Annotated in this window: 30 protein-coding genes; 19 read left to right on the top strand and 11 right to left on the bottom strand. The window is 66.6% G+C overall.

Going from position 1 to position 25,856, the window contains the following annotated elements; translation table 11 throughout:
* Positions 1 to 416: 416 nt before the first annotated feature.
* Positions 417 to 1,052, bottom strand: coding sequence for a nucleotidyltransferase domain-containing protein (locus E1261_RS22720; protein WP_165952612.1), 636 nt, complete (start codon positions 1,050 to 1,052; stop codon positions 417 to 419).
* A gap of 198 nt (positions 1,053 to 1,250) precedes the next feature.
* Between E1261_RS22720 and pqqA the strand changes: the two genes are divergently transcribed.
* From pqqA to E1261_RS22690, 6 genes are all read left to right on the top strand, one after another.
* Positions 1,251 to 1,349 (top strand): pyrroloquinoline quinone precursor peptide PqqA, encoded by a 99-nt coding sequence (gene pqqA, locus E1261_RS22715; RefSeq protein WP_132167906.1) that lies wholly within the window; start codon positions 1,251 to 1,253, stop codon positions 1,347 to 1,349.
* 215 nt (positions 1,350 to 1,564) lie between these two features.
* Complete coding sequence (gene pqqC / locus E1261_RS22710; protein ID WP_132409631.1) at positions 1,565 to 2,245, top strand: pyrroloquinoline-quinone synthase PqqC; 681 nt, start codon at positions 1,565 to 1,567, stop codon at positions 2,243 to 2,245.
* Entirely contained in the window at positions 2,242 to 2,493 is a 252-nt protein-coding gene (gene pqqD / locus E1261_RS22705) for a pyrroloquinoline quinone biosynthesis peptide chaperone PqqD (RefSeq protein WP_202874938.1), read from the top strand. Before pqqC ends, pqqD begins: the two co-directional genes overlap by 4 nt.
* Complete coding sequence (gene pqqE, locus E1261_RS22700) at positions 2,490 to 3,575, top strand: pyrroloquinoline quinone biosynthesis protein PqqE (RefSeq protein ID WP_202874937.1); 1,086 nt, start codon at positions 2,490 to 2,492, stop codon at positions 3,573 to 3,575. The genes pqqD and pqqE overlap by 4 nt, the downstream gene beginning before the upstream one ends.
* The gene (gene pqqB / locus E1261_RS22695) at positions 3,572 to 4,381 is read left to right on the top strand and encodes a pyrroloquinoline quinone biosynthesis protein PqqB (protein WP_132409625.1); all 810 of its coding nucleotides are present in this window, start codon (positions 3,572 to 3,574) and stop codon (positions 4,379 to 4,381) included. The genes pqqE and pqqB overlap by 4 nt, the downstream gene beginning before the upstream one ends.
* 30 nt (positions 4,382 to 4,411) lie before the next feature.
* Entirely contained in the window at positions 4,412 to 5,101 is a 690-nt protein-coding gene (locus E1261_RS22690) for a VOC family protein (protein WP_132409623.1), read from the top strand.
* Here the strand turns inward: E1261_RS22690 and E1261_RS46460 are convergent.
* The gene (locus E1261_RS46460; RefSeq protein ID WP_238176374.1) at positions 5,098 to 6,159 is read right to left on the bottom strand and encodes an HAD family hydrolase; all 1,062 of its coding nucleotides are present in this window, start codon (positions 6,157 to 6,159) and stop codon (positions 5,098 to 5,100) included. The two genes, E1261_RS22690 and E1261_RS46460, sit on opposite strands and share 4 nt — an antisense overlap.
* A 163-nt stretch (positions 6,160 to 6,322) precedes the next feature.
* On the opposite strand from E1261_RS46460, the gene E1261_RS22680 reads away from it, so the two are divergent.
* Positions 6,323 to 7,003: a VOC family protein gene (locus E1261_RS22680; RefSeq protein WP_132409621.1), complete on the top strand. Its 681-nt coding sequence runs from the start codon at positions 6,323 to 6,325 to the stop codon at positions 7,001 to 7,003.
* On the opposite strand, the gene E1261_RS22675 is transcribed toward E1261_RS22680, so the two are convergent.
* Positions 6,992 to 7,387, bottom strand: coding sequence for a VOC family protein (locus E1261_RS22675; RefSeq protein ID WP_132409619.1), 396 nt, complete (start codon positions 7,385 to 7,387; stop codon positions 6,992 to 6,994). The two genes, E1261_RS22680 and E1261_RS22675, sit on opposite strands and share 12 nt — an antisense overlap.
* Positions 7,384 to 7,668, bottom strand: coding sequence for an ArsR/SmtB family transcription factor (locus tag E1261_RS22670; RefSeq protein WP_202874936.1), 285 nt, complete (start codon positions 7,666 to 7,668; stop codon positions 7,384 to 7,386). Before E1261_RS22670 ends, E1261_RS22675 begins: the two co-directional genes overlap by 4 nt.
* Before the next feature lie 68 nt (positions 7,669 to 7,736).
* Between E1261_RS22670 and E1261_RS22665 the strand changes: the two genes are divergently transcribed.
* Together E1261_RS22665 and E1261_RS22660 are read left to right on the top strand one after the other, a co-directional pair.
* The gene (locus E1261_RS22665) at positions 7,737 to 8,438 is read left to right on the top strand and encodes an alpha/beta fold hydrolase (protein WP_132409617.1); all 702 of its coding nucleotides are present in this window, start codon (positions 7,737 to 7,739) and stop codon (positions 8,436 to 8,438) included.
* Positions 8,439 to 9,673: 1,235 nt separating this feature from the next.
* Entirely contained in the window at positions 9,674 to 10,234 is a 561-nt protein-coding gene (locus tag E1261_RS22660; RefSeq protein ID WP_202874935.1) for a TIGR03086 family metal-binding protein, read from the top strand.
* Here E1261_RS22660 and E1261_RS22655 read toward each other — a convergent pair.
* From E1261_RS22655 to E1261_RS22640, 4 genes are read right to left on the bottom strand one after another with little or no spacing between them, the layout of a single operon-like run.
* Positions 10,202 to 10,717: a pyridoxamine 5'-phosphate oxidase family protein gene (locus E1261_RS22655; protein ID WP_238176373.1), complete on the bottom strand. Its 516-nt coding sequence runs from the start codon at positions 10,715 to 10,717 to the stop codon at positions 10,202 to 10,204. The genes E1261_RS22660 and E1261_RS22655 overlap by 33 nt on opposite strands.
* A 7-nt stretch (positions 10,718 to 10,724) precedes the next feature.
* Positions 10,725 to 13,085 (bottom strand): ATP-binding cassette domain-containing protein, encoded by a 2,361-nt coding sequence (locus E1261_RS22650; RefSeq protein WP_132409613.1) that lies wholly within the window; start codon positions 13,083 to 13,085, stop codon positions 10,725 to 10,727.
* Positions 13,086 to 13,136: 51 nt separating this feature from the next.
* Positions 13,137 to 13,562 carry a VOC family protein gene (locus tag E1261_RS22645; protein WP_132409611.1) on the bottom strand — a complete coding sequence of 142 codons (426 nt, stop codon included), beginning with the start codon at positions 13,560 to 13,562 and terminating at the stop codon, positions 13,137 to 13,139.
* Between the two features lie 5 nt (positions 13,563 to 13,567).
* Positions 13,568 to 14,017: a helix-turn-helix transcriptional regulator gene (locus E1261_RS22640; RefSeq protein WP_132409609.1), complete on the bottom strand. Its 450-nt coding sequence runs from the start codon at positions 14,015 to 14,017 to the stop codon at positions 13,568 to 13,570.
* A gap of 75 nt (positions 14,018 to 14,092) precedes the next feature.
* On the opposite strand from E1261_RS22640, the gene E1261_RS46455 reads away from it, so the two are divergent.
* The 8 genes from E1261_RS46455 to E1261_RS22600 all read left to right on the top strand — a co-directional run bounded on the left by E1261_RS46455 (position 14,093) and on the right by E1261_RS22600 (position 19,976).
* Positions 14,093 to 14,824, top strand: coding sequence for a VOC family protein (locus E1261_RS46455; protein ID WP_238176372.1), 732 nt, complete (start codon positions 14,093 to 14,095; stop codon positions 14,822 to 14,824).
* Positions 14,821 to 15,609, top strand: a complete 789-nt coding sequence (locus E1261_RS22630; RefSeq protein ID WP_238176371.1) for an alpha/beta fold hydrolase — start codon at positions 14,821 to 14,823, stop codon at positions 15,607 to 15,609. Before E1261_RS46455 ends, E1261_RS22630 begins: the two co-directional genes overlap by 4 nt.
* A 5-nt stretch (positions 15,610 to 15,614) precedes the next feature.
* On the top strand, positions 15,615 to 16,115 hold the full coding sequence (locus E1261_RS22625; RefSeq protein WP_165952611.1) for an NUDIX hydrolase: 501 nt from the start codon (positions 15,615 to 15,617) through the stop codon (positions 16,113 to 16,115).
* Between the two features lie 10 nt (positions 16,116 to 16,125).
* Positions 16,126 to 16,566, top strand: coding sequence for a GNAT family N-acetyltransferase (locus tag E1261_RS22620; protein ID WP_132409603.1), 441 nt, complete (start codon positions 16,126 to 16,128; stop codon positions 16,564 to 16,566).
* Between the two features lie 379 nt (positions 16,567 to 16,945).
* A complete protein-coding gene (locus E1261_RS22615) occupies positions 16,946 to 17,542 on the top strand; it encodes an AfsR/SARP family transcriptional regulator (RefSeq protein ID WP_132409601.1) in 597 nt (198 codons plus the stop codon).
* Between the two features lie 266 nt (positions 17,543 to 17,808).
* Positions 17,809 to 18,213: a peptidase inhibitor family I36 protein gene (locus E1261_RS22610; protein WP_238176370.1), complete on the top strand. Its 405-nt coding sequence runs from the start codon at positions 17,809 to 17,811 to the stop codon at positions 18,211 to 18,213.
* Positions 18,214 to 18,227: 14 nt separating this feature from the next.
* Positions 18,228 to 19,127, top strand: a complete 900-nt coding sequence (locus tag E1261_RS22605) for a hypothetical protein (protein WP_132409597.1) — start codon at positions 18,228 to 18,230, stop codon at positions 19,125 to 19,127.
* A gap of 102 nt (positions 19,128 to 19,229) precedes the next feature.
* Entirely contained in the window at positions 19,230 to 19,976 is a 747-nt protein-coding gene (locus tag E1261_RS22600; RefSeq protein WP_132409595.1) for a GntR family transcriptional regulator, read from the top strand.
* A gap of 110 nt (positions 19,977 to 20,086) precedes the next feature.
* Here the strand turns inward: E1261_RS22600 and E1261_RS22595 are convergent, their stop codons facing one another.
* Together E1261_RS22595 and E1261_RS22590 are read right to left on the bottom strand one after the other, a co-directional pair.
* A complete protein-coding gene (locus tag E1261_RS22595) occupies positions 20,087 to 21,055 on the bottom strand; it encodes a small ribosomal subunit Rsm22 family protein (RefSeq protein WP_132409593.1) in 969 nt (322 codons plus the stop codon).
* 474 nt (positions 21,056 to 21,529) lie between these two features.
* A complete protein-coding gene (locus E1261_RS22590; protein ID WP_132409591.1) occupies positions 21,530 to 22,204 on the bottom strand; it encodes a VOC family protein in 675 nt (224 codons plus the stop codon).
* Positions 22,205 to 22,298: 94 nt separating this feature from the next.
* Between E1261_RS22590 and pyrH the strand changes: the two genes are divergently transcribed.
* A complete protein-coding gene (gene pyrH, locus E1261_RS22585) occupies positions 22,299 to 23,006 on the top strand; it encodes a UMP kinase (RefSeq protein WP_132409589.1) in 708 nt (235 codons plus the stop codon).
* On the opposite strand, the gene E1261_RS22580 is transcribed toward pyrH, so the two are convergent.
* Positions 22,999 to 23,781 (bottom strand): phosphotransferase family protein, encoded by a 783-nt coding sequence (locus E1261_RS22580; RefSeq protein ID WP_132409587.1) that lies wholly within the window; start codon positions 23,779 to 23,781, stop codon positions 22,999 to 23,001. The two genes, pyrH and E1261_RS22580, sit on opposite strands and share 8 nt — an antisense overlap.
* A 158-nt stretch (positions 23,782 to 23,939) precedes the next feature.
* Between E1261_RS22580 and E1261_RS22575 the strand changes: the two genes are divergently transcribed.
* A partial coding sequence (locus E1261_RS22575; protein ID WP_202874934.1) for an elongation factor G occupies positions 23,940 to 25,856 on the top strand: 1,917 nt, incomplete at its 3' end.

Here is a 25,856-nt window from a genome sequence, read left to right as displayed (position 1 = left end):
CCCCCTTCTGTACGCCGGCCGCAGCGGCGAGCAACCAGCGCCGGACGTTCCCGGCCGCATCCGAGCGCAAGGTCACCATGGCCGCCGTACAAGAAATCCACACCTCGACCAGAAGGCCGGATATCCGTCCGAGCTGCCCCTCCTCAGCTCGTATACGACGCGAGAAGGGGCAACAGGAGCAGATATCAGCTCGTGTTGTCGGGGCGGGCCGGGGCAGGGGGTTGGCTACGTTGGCGGTCGTGGACACGTTCGATTGGGGTCCAGCGCAACCGCCTGCGGCCATGGCGCCGGTGTTGCCGCGCCTTCCGTTAGCGCCTCGGAGTGCCCTGAGGTGTTCGAGTTGACGCGTGCGGGATGGACGCTGGCCCGCGGAGTTGGTTGCTACGCCCACATCCAGCATCGCCTGGCCGAGCTCTTCAAAGCGCGCTGACAACTGCTAGTTGCCGGTGCACGAGGGATACGGCCGGATGATTCCCGCCGACTTGTGCCAGTACGTCGTACAGGGCGTCAGCGATGTTGTTGTCGTCGACCGCACCGCCGAGCATGGCGATCATGCCGGCGGCTGCTGCGAGGTTGCCTCGGGCAAGGTGTTTGGCGGCCAGCGGGAGCATGGCGAGTGCGAATGCTTGTGGGTCCGGTGGCGGTCCTGGTTCGCCACAGCCGAGGTGGTCGAGGGTGGCGGACAGATCTCGGGGGCCTTGGGTTCCGGTCCCCGCAAGTGGACGTGCTTCTCGTGGGATGGCAGCCTGCCGGGGCCACAGGTACCAGTCGACCCAGAGGGGCAGACCGGCCACCTCGTACATCGCGCCGAGGTAGCCACCGCCGGCTGGGCCGTTGGCGGGGAGGTCGATAGTGAGGAGGCTGCCGGCGAGAGCGGGTGTGCCTTCGACGACGATGAGGTCGAGGTCGCTCCAGTCGTCAGCGGTTCCTGTGGCTAGGGACCCGACCAGCCAGATTGACTGGGCGTCGAGCGTTGGGACGGTCCTGGTCAGCCACTCGTCGCGGGCGCTGGCGTAGGCGGTCAGCAGTGCGCGGGCTGCTGCTGGGGTCACCTGCGGGAGGCTAGTCGAGGGGTCGTGCGGCGACCACTTGTTTATCGTTACGCAGAGCCAGTGGGCGAGACCGGAAATGCTCGCATCGCGGGACGCCTCTGGGAAAACCGTGTCCGGGACTCTACTGTGCGTATTCCCGGCCCAGTGGGACCGGGAATCGAGGACGGCGCCCCCCGCCACGATCGCAAGGAGAAAACCATGGTGGAAAACACTGCCCGGGAAGACTGGATCGCCCCGGATTTCGCCGAGTTCGAAACACCCACCGAGGTCACCGGATACGCCGGCCGAGTGAACTGATCACCCCCGTATCCCCTGTACAGCAAGGTAATCATCGGACTTCCGCCCCCGTCCGGTGACTGACAGCTGCCCTGTCCGGGCCTGCGGCAACGACCCGCGGGCCGGGCAGGTGCAGTTCTGCTGAGTGCGCAATTCCCCTGAGTTCCATCCTGTGGGCGACGTCTGGAAATTGTTCCATGAATCGCTTCGATGACTCGGGAGGTTCAATGCAGCCGATGAGCGTGGACGAATTCACCGGTGCACTCCGCGGCCTTTCCCATCGCTACTGGGGAACGCATCCGTTCCACCACCGCATGCACGCCGGCGAACTCTCACCGCCGGAACTGCAGGTCTGGGCCGCGAACCGCTGGTACTACCAGAGCGCGATCCCGCGCAAGGACGCCGCGATCATCAGCAACTGCCCACTCCCCGAGGTACGCCGCCAATGGCTGCCCCGGATCGTCTACCACGACGGCACCGAGCCCGGTACCGGTGGAATGGAACGCTGGCTCCGCCTCTGCGAAGCAGTCGGCCTCAGCCGCGAGGAGGTCCTCGACGAACGCCACGTCGCCCCGGGCGCCCGCTTCGCCGTCGACGCGTACGTCGGATTCGCCCGCACCAAACCGTGGATCGAGGCAGTCGCCTCCGGGCTCACCGAGATGTTCTCCGGCCACCTGATGAAGGCACGGGTCGCCGACATGCTCGCGCAGTACGACTGGATCCGCCCCGACGACCTCGCCTACTTCACGAACCGGATCGACGCCGTCGCCGGCGAAGGCCAAGCCACCCTCGACCTGGTCGTCGAACACTGCCGCACGAGAGCCGAGCAGGACGCCGCGGTCGCCGCCCTCTCCTTCAAATGCGACGTGCTCTGGTCGTTGCTCGACGCAATCGACCAAGCAGCGAGCAAGAAGTGACCCCGCGGATTCGTCGCGGGGTGCGGCTGAGTCACGACGCGGTCCGGAACACTCCGGTGATCCTGCATCCCGAGGGCGTCCTGATCCCGAACGCGACCGCGAGCGCCGTTCTCGCGCTGTGCGACGGAGAGCGCTCTCTGACCGAGATCACGGATCTCCTGAACGCCCGGTACGCCGACGTGCGGCCAGAGCAGATCCGCGACCTGCTCGACCGGCTCGCCGACAAGCAGGTGGTGGAGTGGACGTGACGAATCCCAAGAACGCGGTCCCGCCGCTCAGCCTGACCGCCGAGCTCACCCACCGCTGCCCGCTGCACTGCCCCTACTGCTCCAACCCCCTCGAACTCCTCGGCCGCGACAGCGAACTCGACACCGCCGCCTGGCGCGACATCCTCACCCAGGCGCACGAGATCGGCGTTCTCCAGATCCATTTCTCGGGCGGTGAACCGCTCGGGCGACGGGATCTCGCCGAGCTGATCGAGCACACCGCCGGCCTCGGCGCCTACGCCAACCTCGTCACGAGCGGCCTCGGTCTCACCGAATCCCGGCTGCAAAGCCTGGTCGATGCCGGACTCAACCACGTTCAGCTCTCCGTCCAGGCAGCCGACGCGGCAACCGCCGACCGGATCGCCGGCACCCGAGCACATCACCACAAGCTCATCGCGGCCGACCTGATCCGCCGTACCGGCCTGCCGTTGAGTGTGAACGTCGTACTGCATCGGGAGAACCACGATCAGCTGGCCGCGATCATCGCGTTCGCCGAAGAGCTCGGTGCGGACAGGCTCGAGCTCGCGAACACGCAGTACTACGGCTGGGCCCTGCAGAACCGCTCTCAACTGATGCCGACCGCGGAGCAGCTCGCCGCGGCCGAGCCGATCGTTCAGGACGCGTTGCTTCGGCTCAAAGGAAAGATGCAGATCGTCTACGTGATCGCGGACTACCCGGAGAAGTACCCGAAGCCCTGTACCTACGGCTGGGGCGCACGCCAGATCACTGTCGCTCCGGACGGGACCGTCCTCCCGTGTCCCGCCGCGAGCGCGATCAGAACGCTCCAGCTCGAGAACGTCAGAGAGCGCTCTCTGGCCGAGATCTGGTACGAGTCCAGCTCGTTCAACGCCTATCGCGGTGACGACTGGATGAGCGACACCTGCCGTACCTGCGACCGGCGCGAACTCGACTTCGGCGGCTGCCGGTGTCAAGCGTTCCTGCTCACCGGCGACGCCGCGGCCACCGACCCGGTCTGCCACAAGTCACCGGATCGCGGTGTCGTCGACCTGATCCTGGCCGAACCCCGGCGTACCGGCTTCGTGATGCGGAGCCCGAGCCGATGAAGGTGATCGTCCTCGGCACCGCGGCCGGCGGCGGCTTCCCGCAGTGGAACTGCGCCTGCCCGACCTGCCGCAACCCCGATCTGCAGCCGCGGACTCAGGACGGTCTCGCGATCAGTGCCGACGGCAAGAACTGGTTTCTCGTGAACGCGTCCCCAGATCTCCGTTCTCAGATCCTCGCGACTCCCGAGCTACACGCCGGCCCCGGTTCTCGGGAAACCCCGATCCGTGGCGTTCTCCTGACCGACGCCGAGCTCGACCACACCCTCGGCCTGCTCCTCCTCCGTGAGGCAGAAACGCTCCAGGTCCACGCTCCACCAGCGGTCCTGAACGCGCTCTCTCGCTTCCGTGACATCACCGACCGCTATCACGCCTGGACCTGGTCTCCCATCCCGGACGAGCTCGACGGGATCACCATCAGGACGCTGGCCGTCAGCGACAAGCGACCCCGGTACGCCGATGATCCCGCGCCTGGACCGTGGGTCGTCGCGTACCGCTTCGAGCACCACGGCGGTTCCTTCGTCTACGCGCCGTGTGTGGCTCAGCTCCCCGAGGGCTTCGAGCAGTTCGCCGCCGGAGCGACGTACGTGCTGCTCGATGGGACCTTCCACAGCGCTGACGAGATGCCGGGCCAAACCGTGATGGGGCACCTGCCGATCGCCACGACGATCGAGCAGCTCGACCTGCCGCTCGCCTTCACGCACCTGAACAACACCAACCCGGTGATCGACCCGAACTCACCCGAGCGCGCGGCTGTGGAGAAGCATGGCCATCTCATCCCCGACGACGGAACCCGCTGGGAGATCTAAACCGTCGGTGGGGCCTGCAAGGATGTCGCCATGGAGCAGACTTTGAGAGGGCCGGAGGCATCGAAGGCGGTCCAGGACTCTGGGTGGCGGTTCTTGCTGGGTTCACTGCGAGCGTCGGTCCCGGTCGGATCGTTGGCTGAGGCAACTGCCTTGGCCGCGGACGCTGTCGCGGTCTGTGGCGAGCAGGCTGACGGGCATCTCCGGGTCGACGCCCGCCCGGACCGGGTCGTCTTCACGCTGCAGTCGGTGGAGCAGGCAGCGGTGACCACACTGGACGTCGAGCTCGCACTCCGGATTACTACCACCGCGGACAGGTCCGGACTTGCGACCGAGCCCGACATCGGTACGGCGGCTCCGCGATCCGTCCAGGTTCTGGAGATCGCGATCGATGCGCTGGACATTGCCGGGATCCGACCGTTCTGGAAGGCGGTGCTGGGTTACGTCGACGAGGCGGACGCCAACGGACCGGAGGATCCGCTCGTCGACCCGGTCGGGCAGGGGCCGGCGATCTGGTTCCAGCAGATGAATCAGGCACGCCCTCAGCGCAATCGCATTCACTTCGACGTCTCTGTTCCGCATGACGAGGCAGCACGACGCATCGATGCTGCGCTGGCGGCCGGCGGCCGACTTGTGTCCGCGACGCGTGCCCCAGCCTTCTGGGTGCTGGCTGACCTGGAGGGGAACGAAGCCTGCGTGACCACCTGGCAGGGCCGAGACTAACGCGCAGATACTCCGTGCTTGGCGAAGAGCTCGACCAGTACCTCATGCCCTTGCGTCAGATCCCACTGCTCAGCCAGCATCCCGGCCGCTCGCGCGCCGTCGATGTTGCGTGCGGTGTCGTCGATGAACAGCACAGTCCCCAGCTCAGCACCGATCCGTCGGCCGGCCTCGACGAAGAACCCCGGATCAGGCTTGGCCACCCCCAGGTCGTGCGAATAGCAGCACACGTCGAACAGTTCGTCGTACCCGAGGCTCGTCCGCATGTACCCACCGCGGTACTGCTCCTGGTTCGTCCCCAGGTGCACGCCGTACCCGTTCCGCCGTAGCCGCCGCACTACCTCGAGCGACTCCTCCACGACCACGATGTTCTTCCACACCGCGTCGTACACGTCACCCACTGGAACCTCCACCCCGAACTCACGCAAGGTCGCCGCCAGCACCGGCAGGTAGTCCCCACGCCCAGCGAGCATCGGCAACTCGTCCTTCCACGTCCGATGCAGAAACTCCCGAGCCCGCTCCCCCAGATAAGGCTCCATCGCCACGTACCACCCACCCGGCAGTTCCTGCAGCACCCCATCCGCATCCAGCAACACATGCCGCACTGGCGAAGCAGCTACAGCCCGCTTCGAGCCCGCAGCTGACGGCGTCATCGTGATCCCCCTGGGCATTGGTGTCTGCAGACCGCGCTCATACGGCACCACCCCAACCTGGAACTCGTCCTCGTAGATGATCGTGCCCGGATCGCCCGACATGACGCGATGGTGCGCGACGCCGTAAGCAGTCAGAAGGCCGCACACCTCGTCGACCAGCAGTTGCATCTCCGACCGGATCGGCTGCTTGAACCAGGTCACCGCACCGACGCTGTTGCCGTCTGCGTAGAAGCCCGGGTTCGGCAGGTGCTCGATGAACCAGTCGTCGATATCGAGCCAGCGCGCTTCGTCTGCCGCGGACAGGCGGCCTCCGCGACGCAGATGGTCGACAGCAACCAGAAGACCTACTTCGACGCCGAGGCGCCCTCGGTACTCCACCTGGATCCGAACGTACGTGCCGTCGCTCACCAGACCGATGATGCCGCAAGCCGCCGAGGCCCGCAGCGCGATTAAGCGTGGTGACTCGGTAGTTCGCCAGGTATCCGCGCTGATGCGTAATTCGGGTGCTCCGGGGCGTGGGGCGGTCTAGGGTGCTGGTGTTGCGACGACCGACAGTTGGGATGTGGGACCGATGGGTGTTCGTCTGCAGGAGTTGAGTTACGCAGCGAAGGATCCTGCTGGGCTGGCGCGGTTCTGGTCGGGTGTTCTTGGGTTCGCGGTGGTTGAGGACGCGGTGATCGCGCCTGCTGACGAGCGCGCGTTCCGGCTGCGGTTCGTGCCGAGCGATCTGCCGAAGCTCGGGCCTAACCAGATGCACTTCGACGTGACGAGTACGTCGCTCGACGATCAGCAGGCCAAGGTCGACCGCACCCTCGAGCTCGGTGGTCAGCACCTCGACATCGGGCAGTCGCCCGACGAGCCACACGTCGTACTGGCTGATCCGGAAGGCAACGAGTTCTGTGTGATCGAGCCGACCAACAACTTCCTCGCCGACACTGCCGTGATCGGCGCACTGTCGTCGGACGGGTCCCCGGTTGTCGGCTACTTCTGGAGCAAGGCGCTCGACTGGCCGCTCGTCTGGGACCAGGACGACGAGACCGCGATCCAGGCGCCGTACGGCGGGACCAAGATCGCCTGGGGTGGTTGGCCGGACAGTCCGAAGCAGGGTGTGAACCGCCTCCAGCTTGTACTGCGGGCGGACGGCGACCGGCAGGCCGAGGTCGACCGGCTGATCGCCCTCGGCGCGACGCCGGGCGAGGGCGACACGCTGCACGATCCCGACGGCAACGAGTTCGTCGTCCTAGCCGGCTGACTTCGGCGAGACGATCTGCACGAGGTTCCCGCAGGTGTCGTCGAGGACGGCCATCATCACGGTCCCGACATCGGTCGGCGGCTGGGTGAATACCACGCCGAGCGCAGTCAGCCGGGCGTGCTCGGCCTCGACGTCGTCCACGGCGAACTGCACCAGCGGGATCCCGTCCTCGACCAGCGCATCGCGGTACGGCTTGACCGCGGGGTGACCGGCCGGCTCCAGCAGCAGCTCAGCCCCGTCCGGCGCCTCAGGTGAGACGACAGTCAGCCAGGACGCGTCGCCCAGCGGGATGTCGTGCTTCTTCGTGAAACCGAGGATGTCGGTGTAGAACGCGAGCGCCGCCCGCTGATCGTCCACGAACACACTCACCAGGTTGATTCTCATTCTGGGGACCTCTCTCCGACCGGCCACCGGCGCGCGATCTCCGCGAGTGGCTCGGGATTGAAATAGTGGAACTTCGAGCGCCCACGCTTCTCCGTCACGACCAGCCCGGCCGCCTCCAGCACCCCGAGGTGCTGCGAGATCGCCTGCCGCGTCGACGACAGCCCGTGCCGCGTCGAGAGCGTCGAGCAGATCTCGAACAACGTCTGGCCGTCCCGCGCCGACAGTTCGTCGAGAATCACCCGTCGCGTCTCGTCGTCCAACGCCCGGAACACCGTGGTCACAGCGTTCACTATAGGCAAGTAGCTGCTTGCCTATCAACTGTTCCGCCCAACCAGTCGTCAGAACACCCGTGGACAGTCTCCGTACGACGACCTGGGGCGAAGGCGATCGCGTCGCCGTACTGCTGCACGGGATGATGGGCTCGGCCCAGCAGTTCTGGCGCCTCGGCCCAGCCCTCGCCGCCCGCGGCTACCGAGCCATCGCCGTCGACCTCCCCGGCCACGGCAACTCCCCCACTGCCGACGCCGACCTCGCAGAATGGGCCGCCGCCGTCACGGACTCCGTGCCGACCAACCCGGAACTCGCACTCGGTCATTCACTCGGCGGCGCCGTACTGGCCGCCTCCCAGCTCCGGCCGTCCCGCGCGGTCTACGTCGACATCCCCCTGACCGCAGCCGCCGGTCCGACCCGCACGGCCGCGGAGCTGACAGCCAAATTCACCGCAGCCCAAGCCGCCCGGACAGTCGAAGCACTGCGCCGAACCAAGCCAGCCTGGTCCGACACCGACCGCGAAGTCGAGGCAGCAGCGGCCAGGCAGTTCGACGTCCCTACCGCGGTCGCCCTGGAGCTCGCAGACAACCGAGCGGTCCAAACACCACACGTCCCGTCCCTCGTCATCCACGCAGACCCCAGCCGCTACGTCTCCGCGAACCGCGCCGCCGAACTCCGGTCACTCGGCTTCCAGGTCCGCGCCATCCCCGGCGCCGACCACTGTCCCTGGTACTCCCACTTCGACCAGTTCCTCTCCACCCTCAGCGACTGGGTGCTCTAAGAACAGTCCCCCTGGAGCTAAGGCGCGTCGAGCCGCGACGCTCGGGCTGCCGTGGGCCGGTTGCCGATGAGGCGTCCCAGAACTCCGCCCCACCCGCGGGGATATCCACGCTCGTGCTCGGTGTGCAGGTTCTGTACGGCGGTGGTGGTGGCTGGCGCGTCCCTCGGATGCGCCCGGTCTCCTACGACGGCGGTTGCCCGCCCCTGCGGCCGGTTTTACAGATGGGAATGACTGGGCGATCGCCTGGCTGGGCGAGCTGGCAAGGCCAGCGGGCACAGGTGGAGGTCGGCGGGCAGAGGTGGAGGCCAGCAGGCAGAGGTGGAGGCCAGCGGGCAGAGGTCAACGAGGCTTGGGACTGACGGGTTGTGGTTGCTGCCGGTGATGAAGAGGGGTGTTGGCGGAACCCGTCGCGGGTGGTTCGAGGCAGCGCGGGCTGGTTGGGGGTGCTGTAAACGGTTGTCCGGGCGCGGCTGGGGAGTCCTCCCCCGAAAACGACCGGTAGCACTCCCCAGCCCCCGCAAACAACCAGCCGAACCGCCGAACCCCGTACATCACGTGGGGACGCCGGACACCCGACCAGATGTCCGAACTCCCCAGTTGGTGACCGCAGTACGCCGGCTCACGTGCACGCGGCCCAGCAGAACGCCGTACCCGCAACGTCCGAAGAACCCGCACACCCTGGCCTCCGGATCGTCGGACGTTAATCACTGCCCCCGGCTAACGTCCGAAGGACACGCGCGCCAGGTGTTCGGATCGTCGGACGTTAATCACGGCCCCGGCTAACGTCCGAAGGACACGCGCGCCTGGTGTTCGGATCTTCGGACGTTGTGACGGGCAGGACGGGCAAGTCACCCACACGTCGGGCAGGAGAACCGGATATCCCTTCAGGTGGGGGGTTGCCCATCGAAAATCTCGACGGGCAACCCCCCACCTCGACAGGCAACCCGCCCGCTCGCGGGCGACCCATCGCCGGAGGGATTGGCTGGGGAGCATAACCACCCGGAAACGACCGGCAGGACTCCCCAGCCCAACCACCCTCAGGCCCCCTGTTGGCCGGCAGCAGCGGCGAGCAATCACCGCCGTGCCTCCCCGACCGCATCCGAGCGACCCCGGGGAGATGCACAAGAACAGGACGTATACGTATGAGATGACCCCCGGGCGGCGCGTCCCCCGCAGGCGCCGGGCTCTGCGTATATGGCTACCTCCTGTCGGTACGACGACGTAGCCTGGCGCGCATGAACGTGGAGTTGCTGGTTGCGGCGTCGGCCGAGTTCGAGCGCGTGGTGCAGGAACTGCCTGACGAGAGTTGGCACCTCCCGACACCCTGCGAGGTCGACGTGCACGAACTCGTCGAGCACGTGGTGGGCGGCAACCGGTTCGCCGTGGCGGCGCTGTCGGGGGTGAGTGCGGCGGAGGCTTGGGCCATCATTCGTGCGCAGGGATTCGGGCCGGAGCTTGAAGTGGTGCAGGAGTCGGCGGCCGCGCAGATAGCGGCGTTCCAGGCAGCACCTGAGGACCAGGTTGTGCATCACCCCAACGGAGATATTCCGGCGGAGGCGTTTCTGCGGTACCGGCTCGTCGATCTCGTCGTGCATGCGTGGGATCTGTTGTCGGCCGCGCAGTTGCCCGAGATGGTGGATGCTCAAGTCACCGAGGGGGTTTGGCGAGTCATCGAGCCTCGGCTGAGTGAGATGCTCGCCTTCGGCTCGTACGGCGACGGCCCGAGTGGCGTAGTCCCGTCCGAAGCCCCCGCCCAGCAGAAGCTACTCGACGCGTTCGGCCGGCGACCCGTCTAGCGGCCGCCAGGTTTGTCGGGGCGCGTGCCCGCTCCGCCGGAGCCAATGATCGGTATAGAGGATCCGCTCCGGCGTGATCACCGTGAGCGGATCCGTCGGCGGCTCACTCACCGCCCGGCCGCGTTCGGCGTAGTCGGACTGCCACCGAAACGCCTCCCAGTACTCCGACGCATCACCGGGCGCCAACGTCCGCGCAGTCCCGAACAGCTGGACGCCCCGGCTCGACGCGAGACCGACGTACGGGGCGACGATGCCGGCCGACACCCGTGGATCGCGGCGCAGGTTCCGCGACTTCACCGAGGCGTCCCACGAGCTGTAGAAGATCTCGAACCCGAGGCTGTAGTAGCGAACCGGCGTGGCCGACGGCGAACCATCCCGGTTCACCGTGGCCACGACCGCGAGGTTCTGCGTCGACAGCAGCTGGAGAATCCGCTCCTCCAACGACGACCGCTCGAGCACGCCGTCCGGAGTCGGACCCGTCAACCAGGGATTAGTGAGCGGCAACGTATTCCTTCAGATGCTGCCCGGTCAGCGTCTTCGCCGACTTCACCAGCGCGGCCGGCGTTCCCTCGAACACGACCTTGCCGCCGTCGTGCCCAGCACCGGGACCGAGGTCGATGATCCAGTCGGCGTGCGCCATCACGGCTTGGTGGTGCTCGATCACGATCACCGACTTGCCGGAGTCGACCAGGCGGTCGAGCAGGCCGAGCAGGTTGTCGACGTCGGCCAGGTGTAGACCGGTCGTCGGCTCGTCGAGGATGTAGACGTCGCCCTTGTCGGCCATCTGAGTCGCAAGCTTCAACCGCTGCCGCTCACCACCGGACAGCGTGGTCAGCGGCTGCCCGACCTTCAGGTAGCCGAGCCCGACATCAGCCAGCCGATCCAGGACCTTGTGCGCCGCGGGCACCTTCGCCGGACCTTCCGCGAAGAACTCGACCGCCTCGGTCACCGGCATCTCCAGCACCTCGGAAATGTTCCGCCCGCCGAGCTTGTACTCGAGCACCGACGCCTGGAACCGCTTGCCCTCGCACTCCTCACAGGTCGACTCGACCGTCGCCATCACGCCGAGCTCGGTGTAGATCACGCCGGCCCCGTTGCACGCCGGGCACGCACCCTCGGAGTTCGCACTGAACAGCGCCGGCTTGACGCCGTTCTCCTTCGCGAACGCCTTCCGGATCGGCTCGAGCATCCCCGTGTACGTCGCCGGGTTGCTCCGCCGCGACCCCTTGATCGCGCTCTGGTCGACGGTGACGACACCATCGCGACCGGCGATCGATCCGTGGATCAGCGAGCTCTTCCCCGACCCGGCGACCCCGGTCACGACAGCGAGTACCCCGAGCGGTACGTCGACATCGACGTTCCGCAGGTTGTTCGTGTCCGCGCCGCGAACCTCCAGTACGCCGTTCGCCGTACGGACCTCGGTCTTCACCACAGCACGGTCGTCGAGATGCCGCCCGGTCAACGTGTCGCTGGCCCGCAGCTTCTCGACCGTCCCCTCGAACACGACCTCGCCGCCCTCGCTCCCGGCCGCCGGGCCGAGGTCGATCACGTGGTCGGCGATCGCGATCATCTCCGGCTTGTGCTCGACGACCAGGACGGTGTTGCCCTTGTCGCGCAACTGCAGGAGCAGTTCGTTCATCCGCTGGATGTCGTGCGGGTGCAGGCCGATCGACGGCTCGTCGAAGACGTAGGTGACATCGGTCAGGGACGACCCGAGGTGGCGGATCATCTTGGTCCGCTGCGCCTCACCACCGGACAGCGTGCCGGCCGGGCGATCCAGCGACAGGTACCCGAGACCGATCGACACGAACGAGTCGAGCGTGTCACCCAGCGCCTTCAGCAGCGGCGCGTACGACGGCGCCTTCAGCTTGCGGATCCAGTCGGCCAGGTCGCTGATCTGCATCGAGCACAGATCGGCGATGTTCTTGCCGTTGATCTTCGAGGCCAGCGCGTCCTGGCTGAGCCGCGTGCCACCGCAGTCCGGGCACGTCGTGAACGTCACCGCCCGCTCCACGAACGCCCGGATGTGCGGCTGCATGGCCTCGACGTCCTTGCTCAGGAACGACTTCTGGATCTGCGGGATGATCCCGCTGTAGGTCAGGTTGATCCCCTCGACCTTGATCTTGGTCGGCTCCCGGTAGAGCAGGTCGTGCAGTTCCTTCTTCGTGTACTTCTTGATCGGCTTGTCCGGGTTGAAGTAGCCGGCACCGCGGAAGATCCGCCCGTACCAGCCCTCCATGCTGTACCCCGGGATGGTCAGCGCACCCTCGTTCAGCGACTTGCTGTCGTCGTACAGGGCGGTCAGGTCGAAGTCGGTGACCGCGCCCATCCCCTCACAGCGCGCGCACATGCCACCGGCGTAGACGGCCTCGCGGACGACCTGCTTCTGCCCGGCGCCCTTCTCGCTGACCATCGAGCCGGTGGCGACCCGCCGCGGCACGTTGAACGAGTACGCCGTCGGCGGGCCCGCATGCGGTTTCGCGAGCCGGCTGAACAGGATCCGCAACATCGCGTTCGCGTCGGTCGCCGTACCGACCGTGGAGCGTGGGTTGGCGCCCATCCGCTCCTGGTCGACGATGATCGCGGTGGTCAGCCCGTCCAGTACGTCGACGTCCGGGCGGGACTGGCTGGCCATCATCCCCTGCAGGAACGCGCTGTACGTCTCGTTGATGAGGCGCTGCGACTCCGCGGCGATCGTGCTGAAGACCAGCGAGCTCTTGCCCGAGCCGGAGACCCCGGTGAACGCCGTCAGCCGGCGCTTCGGGATCTCGACACTGATGTCCTTCAGGTTGTTCTCGCGGGCACCGACGACCCGGATCAGATCGTGGCTGTCGGCAACATGCTCGGTCATCGCGGTTCTCTCCAGGTCAGTGCTGTCTCAGGCGGGGGGCGTGCGTCGGGGTCAGGCCTGCTGGTTGATGCGGATGTGGTTGCCCGCCGGGTCACGGAACGCGCAGTCGCGCACGCCGTACGGCTGGTCGGTCGGCTCCTGGACGACTTCGGCGCCGCCGGCAACCATCTTCTCGAAGGTCGCGTCGAGGTCCTTGCTGGCCAGGACCAGGGTGGCGAAGGTGCCCCTGGCCATCATCTCGGTGATCGTCTTCCGCTCTTCCTCGGTGATGCCCGGGTCGGCGAACGGCGGGTGCAGGACGACCGACGTGTCCGGCTGACCGGCCGGCCCCACGGTGATCCACCGCATCGCGCCGCCGCCGACGTCCATCCGGATCTCGAACCCGAGCAGGTCGCGGAAGAAGGCCGCGGAGGCGTCCGGGTCGGTGTGCGGGAGGAAGCTGTGCTGAATTTTGACGTCTGCATTAGGAGGAGTCATGAGAATCACAGTAGGTGCGGCGCAGCTTGGTCTGCTTCTTGATTCCTGATCGGTCTGGTCACGCGTTTGGCAACACACGACGGCAGCCCCGCCGCGGCCGCACTGACCTCTCGCTTGTACGCGCTCGGCGACATCCCGACCAGCTCCGTGAACCGCGTGCTGAACGTCCCCAGCGACGAGCCCCCGACCGCGAAGCACACATCGGTCACGCTCATCTCCCCGTGCCGCAGCAACGCCATCGCCCGCTCCACCCGCCGCGTCATCAAGTAGCTGTACGGCGACTCGCCGTACGCACGCTTGAACTCTCTGCTCAGGTGCCCCGAGGACATGCCCGCTCCGCGCGCGAGCGCATCGACATCCAGCGGCTGCGCGTACTCCCGGTCGATCCGGTCCCGCACCCGCCGCAGCCGAACCAGGTCCTCCAGTCGCTGCTCCTCAGCCGTTTTCCCCGCCATACCCAAGATCCTTACACGGCTGACGGGCGACTGGGAACTGTGACGCCAGCAGGCCGGTCTGACAGGCTGGGCGCTATGGCTATCCAGGAACTGCGATTCCGGGCGGCACATCTCAGGGCCGTTCTGGACGGTGACAAGCGGATCACGATGCGCTTCCAGGACCCGGTCGAGGTCGGTCCGGCCGTGCTGGTGTTCGAGTCCGCGCCGGAAGTGCGCCTGCCAGGGCTGATCACCTCCGTCGTGGTGAAGACGGTCGCGACGGTGAGTGACGACGAGGCCCGCGAAGACGGCTTCCCGGGGGCAGACGCCGTACTGGCCGGGTTGCGCGACTACTACCCGGCACTCGAGCCGGACGACGAACTGGTGATCGTCCGCTTCGCCGTTGACGAGGTGATGCGCCCGCAGCGAATGCACACGGCTCTGGACGCCGAGGACGCACGAGGACTCGCGGAGTTCTACCGGCAGCTCCTGGGCCTGCGGTACCGGGCGGGCGACGAACCGCCCACCGACGGTACGCCGGACGATGCCGACTGGCTCGTGCTCGTCGACGCGAGCGGCCGGCGGCAGCTCGCCGTACAGCGCACGGACGTCCTGCCCCGGTCCACCTGGCCGTCGACCGAGGTGCCGATGCAGATGCACCTCGACTTCGCCGTACCGACGGCCGAGGCGCTGGAGCTGCACCGGCTGCACGCCGAGCAGCTCGGAGCGCAGGTGTTGTTGACCCGCACGCAGGTAGAGTCCGAGCCCTTGTACGTACTGGCCGATCCGGCCGGTCATCCGTTCTGTCTCCTGGTGGGGGTGCCGTGAGTAAGCAATCCGGGTATGTCGCGGTCAACGGGCTGCAGCTGTACTACGAGATCCACGGCTCAGGCGGTACGCCGCTGCTGTTGCTGCACGGCGGGTTGTTCAACATCGACCTGCAGTTCGGTCCACTGCTGCCGGGGCTGACCGAGGGCCGGCAGGTGATTGCGCTGGACTTCCAGGCGCACGGGCGCACGAATGACATCGACCGGCCGCTCGGTACGGCGGATCTCACCTCCGACGTGGTCGGCCTGCTGCGGGAACTCGGCGTACCGCAGGTGGATGTCTTCGGGTTCAGCGTTGGTGGAGCGGTTGCGCTGGAACTCGCGATCAAGCATCCCGAGCTGATTCGCAAGGCCGTGATCTCATCGGTCTCGTTCCGTCCCGACGGCATGCGGCCGGAGAACGCGGCGGTCGGTGAGATGAAGGTCGAGATGATCGCCGGTACGCCGATGGAGTCGGACTACCTGGCCAAGTCACCGCATCCCGATCACGAGCACCTGCAGGAGCTGCTGAACAAGCTCAGCGGGTTCGTGGCCGGCGACGGCTGGTCGGACGAGGAGATCAGCGGGATCGCGGCACCGACACTGTTCACGGTCGGCGACTGCGACGCGGTGAAGCTCGAGCACGCCGTCCGCTTCCTGCAGCTGCGCGGTGGCGACATCAACGGCGACTTCGTCGGCGTCCCGACGTCACAGCTGGCCGTCTTCCCCGGCACCACCCACTTCAACGGCCTGGGCCGGACCGCACTCGTCCTCGACACCGTCACCACGTTCCTCGACGCAGACTGACCACCTTGCCGGCCCGCGCGATCGATCTGCCACTGCGCCTGACTGCGTTCACCTGCACAGTTGACCCGGGCGGGAGGTTCCTGATGATTCTCCACGAACGGCGGGGCGTCGTCCGCTGGGAGCTCCCCGGCGGTCATGTCGAACCAGGCGAGTCTGTAGCCGAGGCCGCGATTCGCGAGACCGCCGAAGAAACCGGCGTACCGGTCACGCCTGGGCGAATCGTGGCCGACTGCCTGCACCGCTGGCGCGGTCGCGGTGTGGAGATCGTGTACTTCGAGGCTGCGCCGCTGCCTGCATCATTGGGTACGACGGATCCACGGATCAGCGAGGTCGCGTGGATCCATCCGGCGGATCTCGTTCCCGAGGAGACGTCGGCGCTGAGTTACTCGGTGATCCAGCATGTTGCTGCAGGCAAGAGTTCCGTCCTTCATCTGAGCGCGTCGCAGCATCGCACGGCGGCGGGCTGGGTGTCGCTCGTCCTCTCGAGTCGACTCTGCGCTGAGTAGGCTGAACTGCATGTTTCGTGAGGCTGGCGCAGCGGACTTTGCGAGCGTGACGCAGCTGTACCGCCAGTTGCATCCAGGGGACGCGGTTGTCCCGGAGGAACGCGCGCAGACGGTGTACGACGAGATCCTGCGAACGCCCGGGATGCGGCTGTTCCTGCTCGAGGAGGACGGCGTTGCCATCGCCTCGACGTACCTGAACGTCATCCCGAATCTGACCCGCGGAGCAGCGCCGTACGGCGTCGTCGAGAACGTGATCGTGGATGCGGCGCGCCGCGGGACCGGCATCGGCAAGGCGGTGATGGCCGGCACACTGCAAGCCGCCTGGGATGCCGGCTGCTACAAGGTCATGCTGCTGACCGGCTCCAAACGGGAATCGACCCACGCCTACTACCGCGCCTGCGGCTTCGTCGCAGGCGAGAAGACAGGCTTTGTCGCGCACCCACCATCCTGACAGCATCGTGCAAAGTCCCGCGACCTAAGGCCCGTCCAGGCCGACCTGTAGCGGCACGCGAGCGAACCAGGGCGTCGGCAAAGACCTCTGTGTCCACCACCGGCTGGCGACCGCACCCCGAATTGCATGTTTTGACAGGTGCTGCTGAACGACAGGGTCTGGTCACGATCAAGCAAAGGAGGGTAGGTTCCGGTGTTTGCCGGACTCAATCTGTTCCGCGGGGGTGGGACCTTCATGGAGGCTGGACATGACCACGCAGTGGTGGTTCAGGTGCTCGGCGGGTTCGGGGTTCGGCGTGGACCGAGTCGGCTGAAGCTCCGTCCCAGCACGCGTCGGCTGATCGCTCTTCTTGCTGTTGAGGGGGCGATTGCGCGCGAGGATGCCGCCGTTCGACTTGTTCGAAGACCGAAGGTTGGAGCGCGCCTACGCGAACTTGCGGACGCTCATATGGCGGCTCCGCGACGATGCGAGAGGACTCGTCGTAGAGGAAGCCGATGGTCTGAGAATTGATGCCGATGTCGTCGATTTCCAGGAGGCGGTTCGGTGGAGCTCAGCGATCGTTCAGCGCGAAACTCCTCCGACGACTCAGCCGCCATTTATTGGTCGGCCCCTGTTGCCTGGTTGGAGCGAGCCATGGCTCGTAGCGCCGCGTGAGCATCTCCATCTTCTGGAATTGCATGCCCTCGACGCCGCCGGCGAGCGCCTGCTCATGGCCGGCCGGTTAGGCGAGGCTGCGGCAAGCGCACTGCTCGCGGTCACGGTCGATCCTCTACGAGAAAGCTCGAACCGTCTGTTGATCGAGATCTTGCTCAGGGAGGGCAACGTCGCTGACGGTTTGCGGAGGTATGAGGCGTACCGAAGTCTCCTCGACAGCGAGATGAATGCCGAGCCGGGCCTCGCAGTCCAGGCCCTGGTCGCGCCACTACTTGCCGCTGGATACGTATCACCCAGACCCCGCGCCGCACGAGGCCGCTAGGCCATGCGCATGGCTAGTGGATAGGTGATTCAGCTCGGTCGCTGAGCCCCAGCAACGTCTGCATCCTCAGAGGGTCCGCCTCAACTGAGGACTATACCCGTTTCCGAGACCCTTCCGAGGCGTTGGCGCCACGCGGCTGCGACGCTCCTGAGCCGAGACAGCATCTTCGCCGAGGCGGGAACACTGCCCGCTCTGAGACGTCGAGCGGAGCACGATTACGCCCTGTCGGAAGGCGCGGACGCGCCGCGAGAGAAGGGGCAAATCAGGTGAAGAAGGCATGGAGACTGGTGGCGGGCGCAGCGGCGGGGGTCGGGCTCATGGCGGGGGTAGCCAGCCCGGCCAGCGCGGCTCACAAGGACGGCGTGTGTGATCCCGGGGACCTGTGTTTGTTCGCCACCGATGGCTTCGGCGGTGCCTGGGTCGATTACTACTTCGGCGACAACGACCACCGCAACGACCGCTTCATCGGTGGGGCGGGAAGGTCGGGATACAACCAGGTCGTCGCTGACAACGCACAGGCGGCGTGGAACTTCGACCCCAACAGCTGGGCAGTCATCGCCACGTTGCTGGCCTGCGAAGGATCCACCCAGATTCTGGAAGAGAGCGAGAACGTCACCCGCCTCGACTCCGGTATCTGGAACAGCAACTGGTCCAACTGCTGGGCTGGCTGAGGCCGGATTCGCCCATGACCAGCATGTCAGGCGATTTCGGGCATCGCTACACGCGCCTCATGGCGTGTGGAGCGATGCTCCTAGTGGCTACCAGTTGTGGCGCGCCGGACGAAGGCCGTGCTGCCCGCGAGCCATCCGTCGGCCCGATCGAGCCATTGACCAGCACGCTGAACCTACTGCTCCCCCTCGACCAGTACATGCTTTCGCTGAGTGACTACCGGCGGCTGGCCGAAGCCCGACGCATCCTCGTTCGTCGGTGCATGCAGCGGCTCGGCATCGACTACAAGGCTCAGGCACGGCCCGGGACCGGGCTCCAAACGCGGAACGAACGCCGCTACGGGATCACCGACCAGGGCGAGGCTCGCCAATTCGGGTATCGAAAACCCCAACCACCGACCGCCGAGACGCCGCCCGACTCGGCTCAAGACCCGAAGATGTTCGCTCTCTTGTTTGGAAAGAGCGCCACCCGATATACCTCTCGCCCCGTGCCAGCAGGCGGATGTGTGGGGGAGGCACATCGCGGCTTGGCGACTGGGCGATCTGCCGGAGTCGAAGACGTCGCGCAGCCGCTGGCGATGAAGAGCTGGTCAATGTCGGCCGCTGACTCCAGAGTCCGGCAAGTATTCGCCACGTGGTCTGCGTGTATGAAGCGTGCCGGCTTTGACTACCCCACGCCGCTCGAAGTGCTTCAAGACCGGGAACTGCGCGCCGAATCGTCGCCGGCTCAGCGGGCGACCGCGGTCGCAGACACGGCCTGCAAGCGAGAGCACAACGTCGTCAGCGTGTGGGCAGCCGTGGAGGCGGCCTACCAAAGCGCCCTCATCGAAGAGAACCGGTCGGCCCTGGACCTGCAGCGCCAGGCGAACGCCACTCGACTCCGGTTGGCGGCAGCGGTCCTGATCAAGAATCGGTAGGCAACGCCGCCGCCTTCTCCCTCGTAGAGGAGTTCGCATCTGCCGCCGTGCTTCGCTGCCGCCGTACCGTGGAACAAACGTCATACGTCGAGAGGAGCCGCAATGCCCCCAAGACACAGGGTGATCGCCCAGCTAATCCAGCGCAGCATCGCGCGTGGTCAGCTCAGCGCAGCGGCAGGCATCCTCTCCCTGCCACAACTAGCACAGCGCTTCAGGGTCTCTTCAACAGAGGAATTGCAGCTGGCGTTGGCGCGTCTTCGATCCGAAGGCTTGATCGTGATGCGAGGTGACCTTGGCCCGGTCGTCAGCGACACACCGATGCTGACCCAGGTCATGTCCACCTCGCCCGGGTCTCACAGGCCCCCACTCACCCGGGATGTGATATTCGGCGATGGGGCACGCCGGGTGGGCGTCACCGCGACCGGCCGATCCGAGACAACCGTCGAACCAGCATCTCTTGATGTCGCTGACCAGCTCGAGATCGCAAGAGGGACTCCGATCGTTCACCGACGGACAGTTAGGTATGCAGGCGACATGCCGGCGGCACTCGAGAACGCCTACTACCCACACGACATCGTCGCGCTGGTGGGCCCTGCCGCCGACGTCGAGACGATCATCGATGCCGCCGGCTACCGACGCGTCGGCCAGACCGATGCCCTCGTAGCCCGCCTGGCGAGCCCAGACGAGGCAACCGTTCTTGGGCTCGACACAGGCTCACCTGTACTCGACCACGCCCGCGTCCTGTACTCCAGCAAGGACGGTCACGTCAGAGCAGTAGAACACGTCCGAACTCTCTTCGCCGGCAACCGGAATCGTCTGACCTATGAGCACAAGCAGCTAGACGCCTAGCCTGCGTAGCCGAACAGACCACCCAACCTGCAAGCTCGGTCACCTCGCGGACGCTGGGGGCGTCGGGCGGCTACGACCTCTGAAGATCGCGCGAGAGAGCGCTCCCTGGCCTACGGTTGCGGCCAGGGAGCGCCCTGTACTGCGGCTCGCGCCTCCCCGTACGACGGGCTCGACTTCGGAACGTGGATCTGCGTTCGCTGCGCGGTCGCCGTACAGAGTATTAGCAGCACTTGGTTCTTGGGTCTGGCCGGCGGGGTGAGGACCCGGGCGGTCGCTGGCTTGGCGGGTCTCCGGGTCGCGACCAGGTAGCTGAACTTCTCGTCTTCGTAGTTCCGGGTACCGTCCTTCAGGCGGCGATGCAGTTCTGTCCGCGGCAGCCGTACGGCGAAGTGGCACCAGTCGGGGTCGACGAGCGGGCACTCCAGTTGATGCGGGCAGGGAGCCGCGATCGTGAAGCCCAGGCTCATCAGCTGGGAACGCGCCTCCAGGATGTATCGGTGGCCGCGGGGCGTGCCTGGTTCCACGAGAACGACTGTGTCTCCAGACGCGGCTGCTCTCGTGATCACGCTGCGGCGCGTTTCTTGTGAGAGCTCGTTCAGGAGATACGCGAGCGTCACGAGATCCACCGGTGCTGAGGACGGTTGCCAGTCACGGAGATCCGCCGCCGACCACACCGGCGGCGGGCTCCAAGGCGGACCCGCGGCGACGAGGCGTCGACCGAGCGCGATCGCGGCCGGTTGACGTTCGACGATCCGGGTCTGGATGCCCGGCCAGATCGAAGCGGCGGCCCAGGCGGCAGCGCCGGTTCCACCACCCAGGTCGAGGTGTGTGCCGGCGGCGCCCACATGGAGGTCGGCGGCCCGCAGCGCAGTCTGGATCGCCCGGTACGTCGCGGGCATCCGGACCACGGCATACGCCAGGCAGTCGAGGTTGTCCCGCAGAGCGGGAGACGCGTCGGCGACGGCCGCCTCCCGGTAGCGGGCGGACAGTTCGGTTGCGCGCGTGCGGAGTACGTCGTACTTCACGCCGCTGAGCGCACGCAGGAGGACAGCATGCAGTTGGGTGTCCACGGAGGACATGAGAAAGCTCCGGTTCGGCAGGTACGGGGTGCGCAGAGCGCACGGGACCCGCGGCCAACGCCGCGACGTACCAACCGGTCCGAAAGCTCAGAGGGAGGAGTTGGCACGCAACCGGGTAGCCATGCAAGCCATCACGCACCTCCTCAACGCCGCATTCAGAAGCGGCTCTCGCTCACACCGTAACCAGCCGCCGACCATCCAGGCCACCCATTAACGACTGTCCGGCAGCCGAACCATCTCAACCGCGTACACCTACTGAGGACTGCGGACGTACAGCGCGCCCCGGCCACCACTTACGGCCGGAGACAACTAACAGCGGCTGGAGACCTGATGCCACAGGTCTCCAGCCACCAGTTCCTGTCTCGGGCCAGCACGAGGGGCGGCGGAAACCCAGCCGGCTGGAGAACCACATTCGGCTGGTTAGGCAGTTAGCTTGAGGGATCAGCACTCTGGATACGGGCGCGGAGCCAGCAGTCAACGGCCTTGGATCGTGCAGATGCAGGCGCGGTTGCCTTGCGCGTCGGAGAGCACGGTGAACGACGGGTCCTCGTCGAAGGTGACCGTGCCGCCCGCGGCCACGGCGGCCTCGATCCGGGCCGGCGCCAGCGCGATCGGCATCCAGAGGTCGTAGTGAAAACGCTGGCGCGGTGTCTCGTGCGGCGAGGTCTTCTGGAACCACAGGTTCGGCGTCCGCCCGGTGGGATCGACGACCGCGGGGTGGTCGTAGTTGGCCACGTCACCGGTGAGCAGCGCGGCCCAGAACGGGCCGATCTCGTCCGCGTCGTGCGTGTCGAGGCCGAGCTCCACCTGGAAGATGCCGTCCAGATCAGGTTTCAGACCGCGCGCCGCAGCCAGCGCACTGATCTCCCGGGCGAGGTCGATGTCGAGCTGCGTGACTGAGGGCCAGACCTCCTCGGTGCCGTCCTTCCCGCGGTACACCGCGTCCGGCGTGAGGAGCTTGAGGTCCACGAACGTCGAGGTCAGCCGCACCTCAGGATCGTGGCCGGCCGAGATCTCCCCCACCGCCTGCACGAACCCCACCGCGTCCGCGAACGACCCGACCAGGAACCGCGCGTGCAGTGCCTGCTCGAGCTTGCTCCAGTCAGCCAGCCCGGCCTCCTGGATCGCCTGCACGCTCAACACATCCATCTTCGACTCCCAACAGTCTGCCGGATCAGCAGACTAGAAGGCTCCGCCGACAATTGTGGTAGATCTGCATCATCCGCCTTCGATGAGGAGCACCATGTACCGACGGCTCGTGCTCAAGTTGTCCGGCCAGGCGATCGCCGGGGGTGACGAGTTCGGGTTCGACAGCGACCGGCTCACGCACCTGGCGACCGAGGTGATCGCGCTGCGCGCCACCGGCGTCCAGGTCGCGGTGATCGTCGGCGGTGGCAACGTGTTCCGCGGCAACCGGGCCGAGGACTGGGGCATCGATCGTGTCGAGGCCGACAACATCGGCATGCTCGGGACCGTCATCAACGCGGTCCTGCTCCGCGGCCGGCTGTCCGCGCTCGGTGCGCACGGCGTCCGGCTGATGACCGCGGTCCCGATCAACAACATCGCCGAGCCGTACATCCGGATGCGCGCGCTGCGGCACCTGGAGAAGGGCTCGATCGTGGTCCTTGCCGGAGGCAACGGTCAGCCGTTCACGACGACCGACTACCCGGCCGTGCAGCGCGCCGTCGAGCTCGAGGCGGACGCGCTCCTGGTCGCCAAGAACGGCGCCGACGGCGTGTACGACGCGGATCCGAACAAGAACGCCGATGCGGTCCGCTTCGACCACCTCAGCTACGAGGAGGTGATCGAACGCGGTCTCGGGGTGATGGACCAGTCGGCGTTCATCCTGGCCCGCGACCACCGCCTGCCGCTGCATGTCTTCGACATCGATCGGCCGGCGGCCGCGGCATCAATCAGCAGCGGCAAGCACATCGGGACGCTGATCAACTGAGCTCCGCGGCGATGCGCCGTACATGGGGATCGAACCAGTCCCCGTCAGCGGCGTGCTCGGCGTACAGAGCCGTGAGAGACCACAAGATCCGGTACGCAGAGAGCGCTCTCTGGAGAACGTGCTCTCTCGGGTCCAGGCCGTAGGCGGTGAGAACGGTTTCTGGCGCGGCAGTGATCGTGAGCCGCGCGAGATCGTAGAGCGGATCTCCGTAGCACGCGTCTCCCCAGTCGAGGATCGCGGTGAGCTTGCCGTCGACGGCGTACAGGTGCCGGGCGTGCAGATCGCCGTGCAGGAGCGACGCCGGTACGTCGGCCACCTCGGCGATGAACGGTGGCATCGTCACCCGGAGGCGGTCGGCGAGATCGTCGGGCAGGACGCCCGCCAGCTTGCCGAGATCGGTGATCAGCGGCGTCAGCGTGCCGGCCCAGTCGGCGTCAGCGTCACGGATCTCGTGCAGGCGGCGGAGTGCGTGGACAGCCTGGATGAGCACGCCCGGATCGTCCGACGGTGTCCCGGCAACCTCGGCCATGATCAGGTACGGCGGCTGCCCGTGGCTGGTCGCGAGGATCTCCGGTGCCGGTACGCCGACCGCGTGAGCCTGCTCGATCGCTCGTGCTTCGGTGGCGATCGCGGCGCCGCTCTTGAGATACGCCGTTGCTCCCGAGGCTGCGTGGATCCGGAACGTCTCATTGCCGACGAATCCCTGTACGGCTTCTACCGACTCGATCGGTCCCAGAACGGCGGCGGCGTACGTGCTGGCTTCGGTCAGGTGCACAGGACTCCTTTAGGCGGGGGCTAAAACGTTTGGACGATCTTCGCTGGCGTTGGTGTACTCGGGGTGTTCGGAGACCCTACTCAAGGAGTGCATTGTGCGAGCTCGCTTCATGTCTGTCGCGGAAGGAAACGACAACTGCTCTGAAGACATGAGGCATCGTGAAAGTACTGAATCTCGGCATTCTGGCGCACGTCGACGCCGGTAAGACCAGCCTGACCGAGCGGCTCCTGCACGCCGCCGGAGTCATCGACGAGATCGGCAGCGTCGACGACGGCAGTACCCAGACCGACTCGCTCGCGCTGGAGCGTCAGCGCGGGATCACGATCAAGTCCGCGGTCGTGTCGTTCACGATCGGCGACGTCGATCCGGTGACGGTCAACCTGATCGACACTCCCGGTCACCCGGATTTCATCGCCGAGGTCGAGCGGGCGTTGAGCGTGCTCGACGGCGCCGTACTGGTGGTGTCTGCGGTCGAGGGCGTGCAGGCGCAGACCCGGGTGCTGATGCGCACCCTGCAGAGACTGCGGATCCCGACCCTGATCTTCGTCAACAAGATCGACCGCTCCGGCGCCCAGTACGACGGAGTGCTGAAGGCGATCACCGACAAGCTCTCGCCGGCCGTCGTACCGATGGGATCGGTCACCGGTCTCGGTACCCGCACCGCAGAGTTCATGGCCTCCGATCCGTACGGCGCCCTGCTCGAGGTGCTGACCGAGCACGACGACGAACTCCTGAGAACGTTCGTCGAGAACGAGAACGCGCTCTCTCCGGATGTGCTGCGGCTCGCGCTGATCCGGCAGACCGGACAGGCATTCGTGCACCCGGTGTTCTTCGGATCCGCGATCACGGGAACGGGCGCGCAGGCGCTGACCGACGGGATCCGTGAACTGCTCCCGCCCGCGAGAACAAACGGGAGAGCGCTCCACGGCAAGATCTTCAAGGTCGAGCGCGGTGCAGCCGGAGAGAAGATCGCGTACGTCCGGATGTTCTCGGGCGTTCTCCGGATCCGGGACCGCGTCCGGTACGGCGTGAGTCAGGCGAAGGTCACCGGCCTGCGCGTCTTCGCCGAGGGCACGGCGGTCGTTGCCGCTGAGGTCCAGGCCGGCCAGATCGCCAAGATCTGGGGACTGCCCGACGTACAGATCGGAGATCGCGTGTTCACCGGAGACGACGTCCCCGGAGAAACCGCGGCCGGCGCGTTCTTCGCACCGCCGACGCTGGAGACCGTGGTGACGCCGCAGCGGCTCGGAGATCAGGGGAAGCTCCGGGAAGCGCTCTCTCAGCTGGCCGAGCAGGATCCGCTGATCAACGTGCGGCAGGACGACGTGCGTCAGGAGACCTCGGTCTCGCTGTACGGCGAGGTCCAGAAGGAGGTCATCCAGACCACGCTCGCGGACGAGTTCGGGATCGAGGTCGGGTTTCGTGAGACCACGACGATCTGTGTCGAGCGCATGAGCGGTACCGGAGCGGCGTTCGAGATCAAGAAGAAGGACGGCAACCCGTTCCTCGCAACGATCGGACTGCGGATCGAGCCGGCGCCGGTGGATGCCGGCGTGACGTTCGAGCTGGAGGTCGAACTCGGGTCGATGCCGTACGCCTTCATCAAGGCCATCGAGGAAACCGTGCGTGAAACGCTCTCCCAAGGTCTGCACGGCTGGCAGATCCCGGACGCGCGGGTGTTCCTGACACACTCCGGATACTCGGCTCGGCAGAGTCACGCACACGCCGTCTTCGACAAGAGCATGTCGAGCACCGCCGGGGACTTCCGCAACCTCACTCCCCTGGTCCTGATGACCGCACTGCAACAAGCCGGTACGTCGGTCCACGAGCCGATGCACCGCTTCCAGCTGGAAGTCCCGACCGACACCACTAGTGCGGTGCTGGCTACCCTCGCCCGCCTGCGAGCGATCCCCCAGGTACCCGCACTCGCCGCCGGCACCTCGACCCTCGAAGGCGCAATCCCCGCAGCCGCCGTCTACCAACTCGAGCAGCAACTCCCCGGCCTCACCCGAGGCGAAGGCGTCCTCGAATCCACCTTCTCCCACTACCACCCCGTAGCCGGCACCCCACCCAAC

This window comes from Kribbella albertanoniae, assembly GCF_004348455.1.
GTDB classification, from domain to species: domain Bacteria; phylum Actinomycetota; class Actinomycetes; order Propionibacteriales; family Kribbellaceae; genus Kribbella; species Kribbella albertanoniae.
This window is presented reverse-complemented; position numbering and strand designations above follow the sequence as displayed.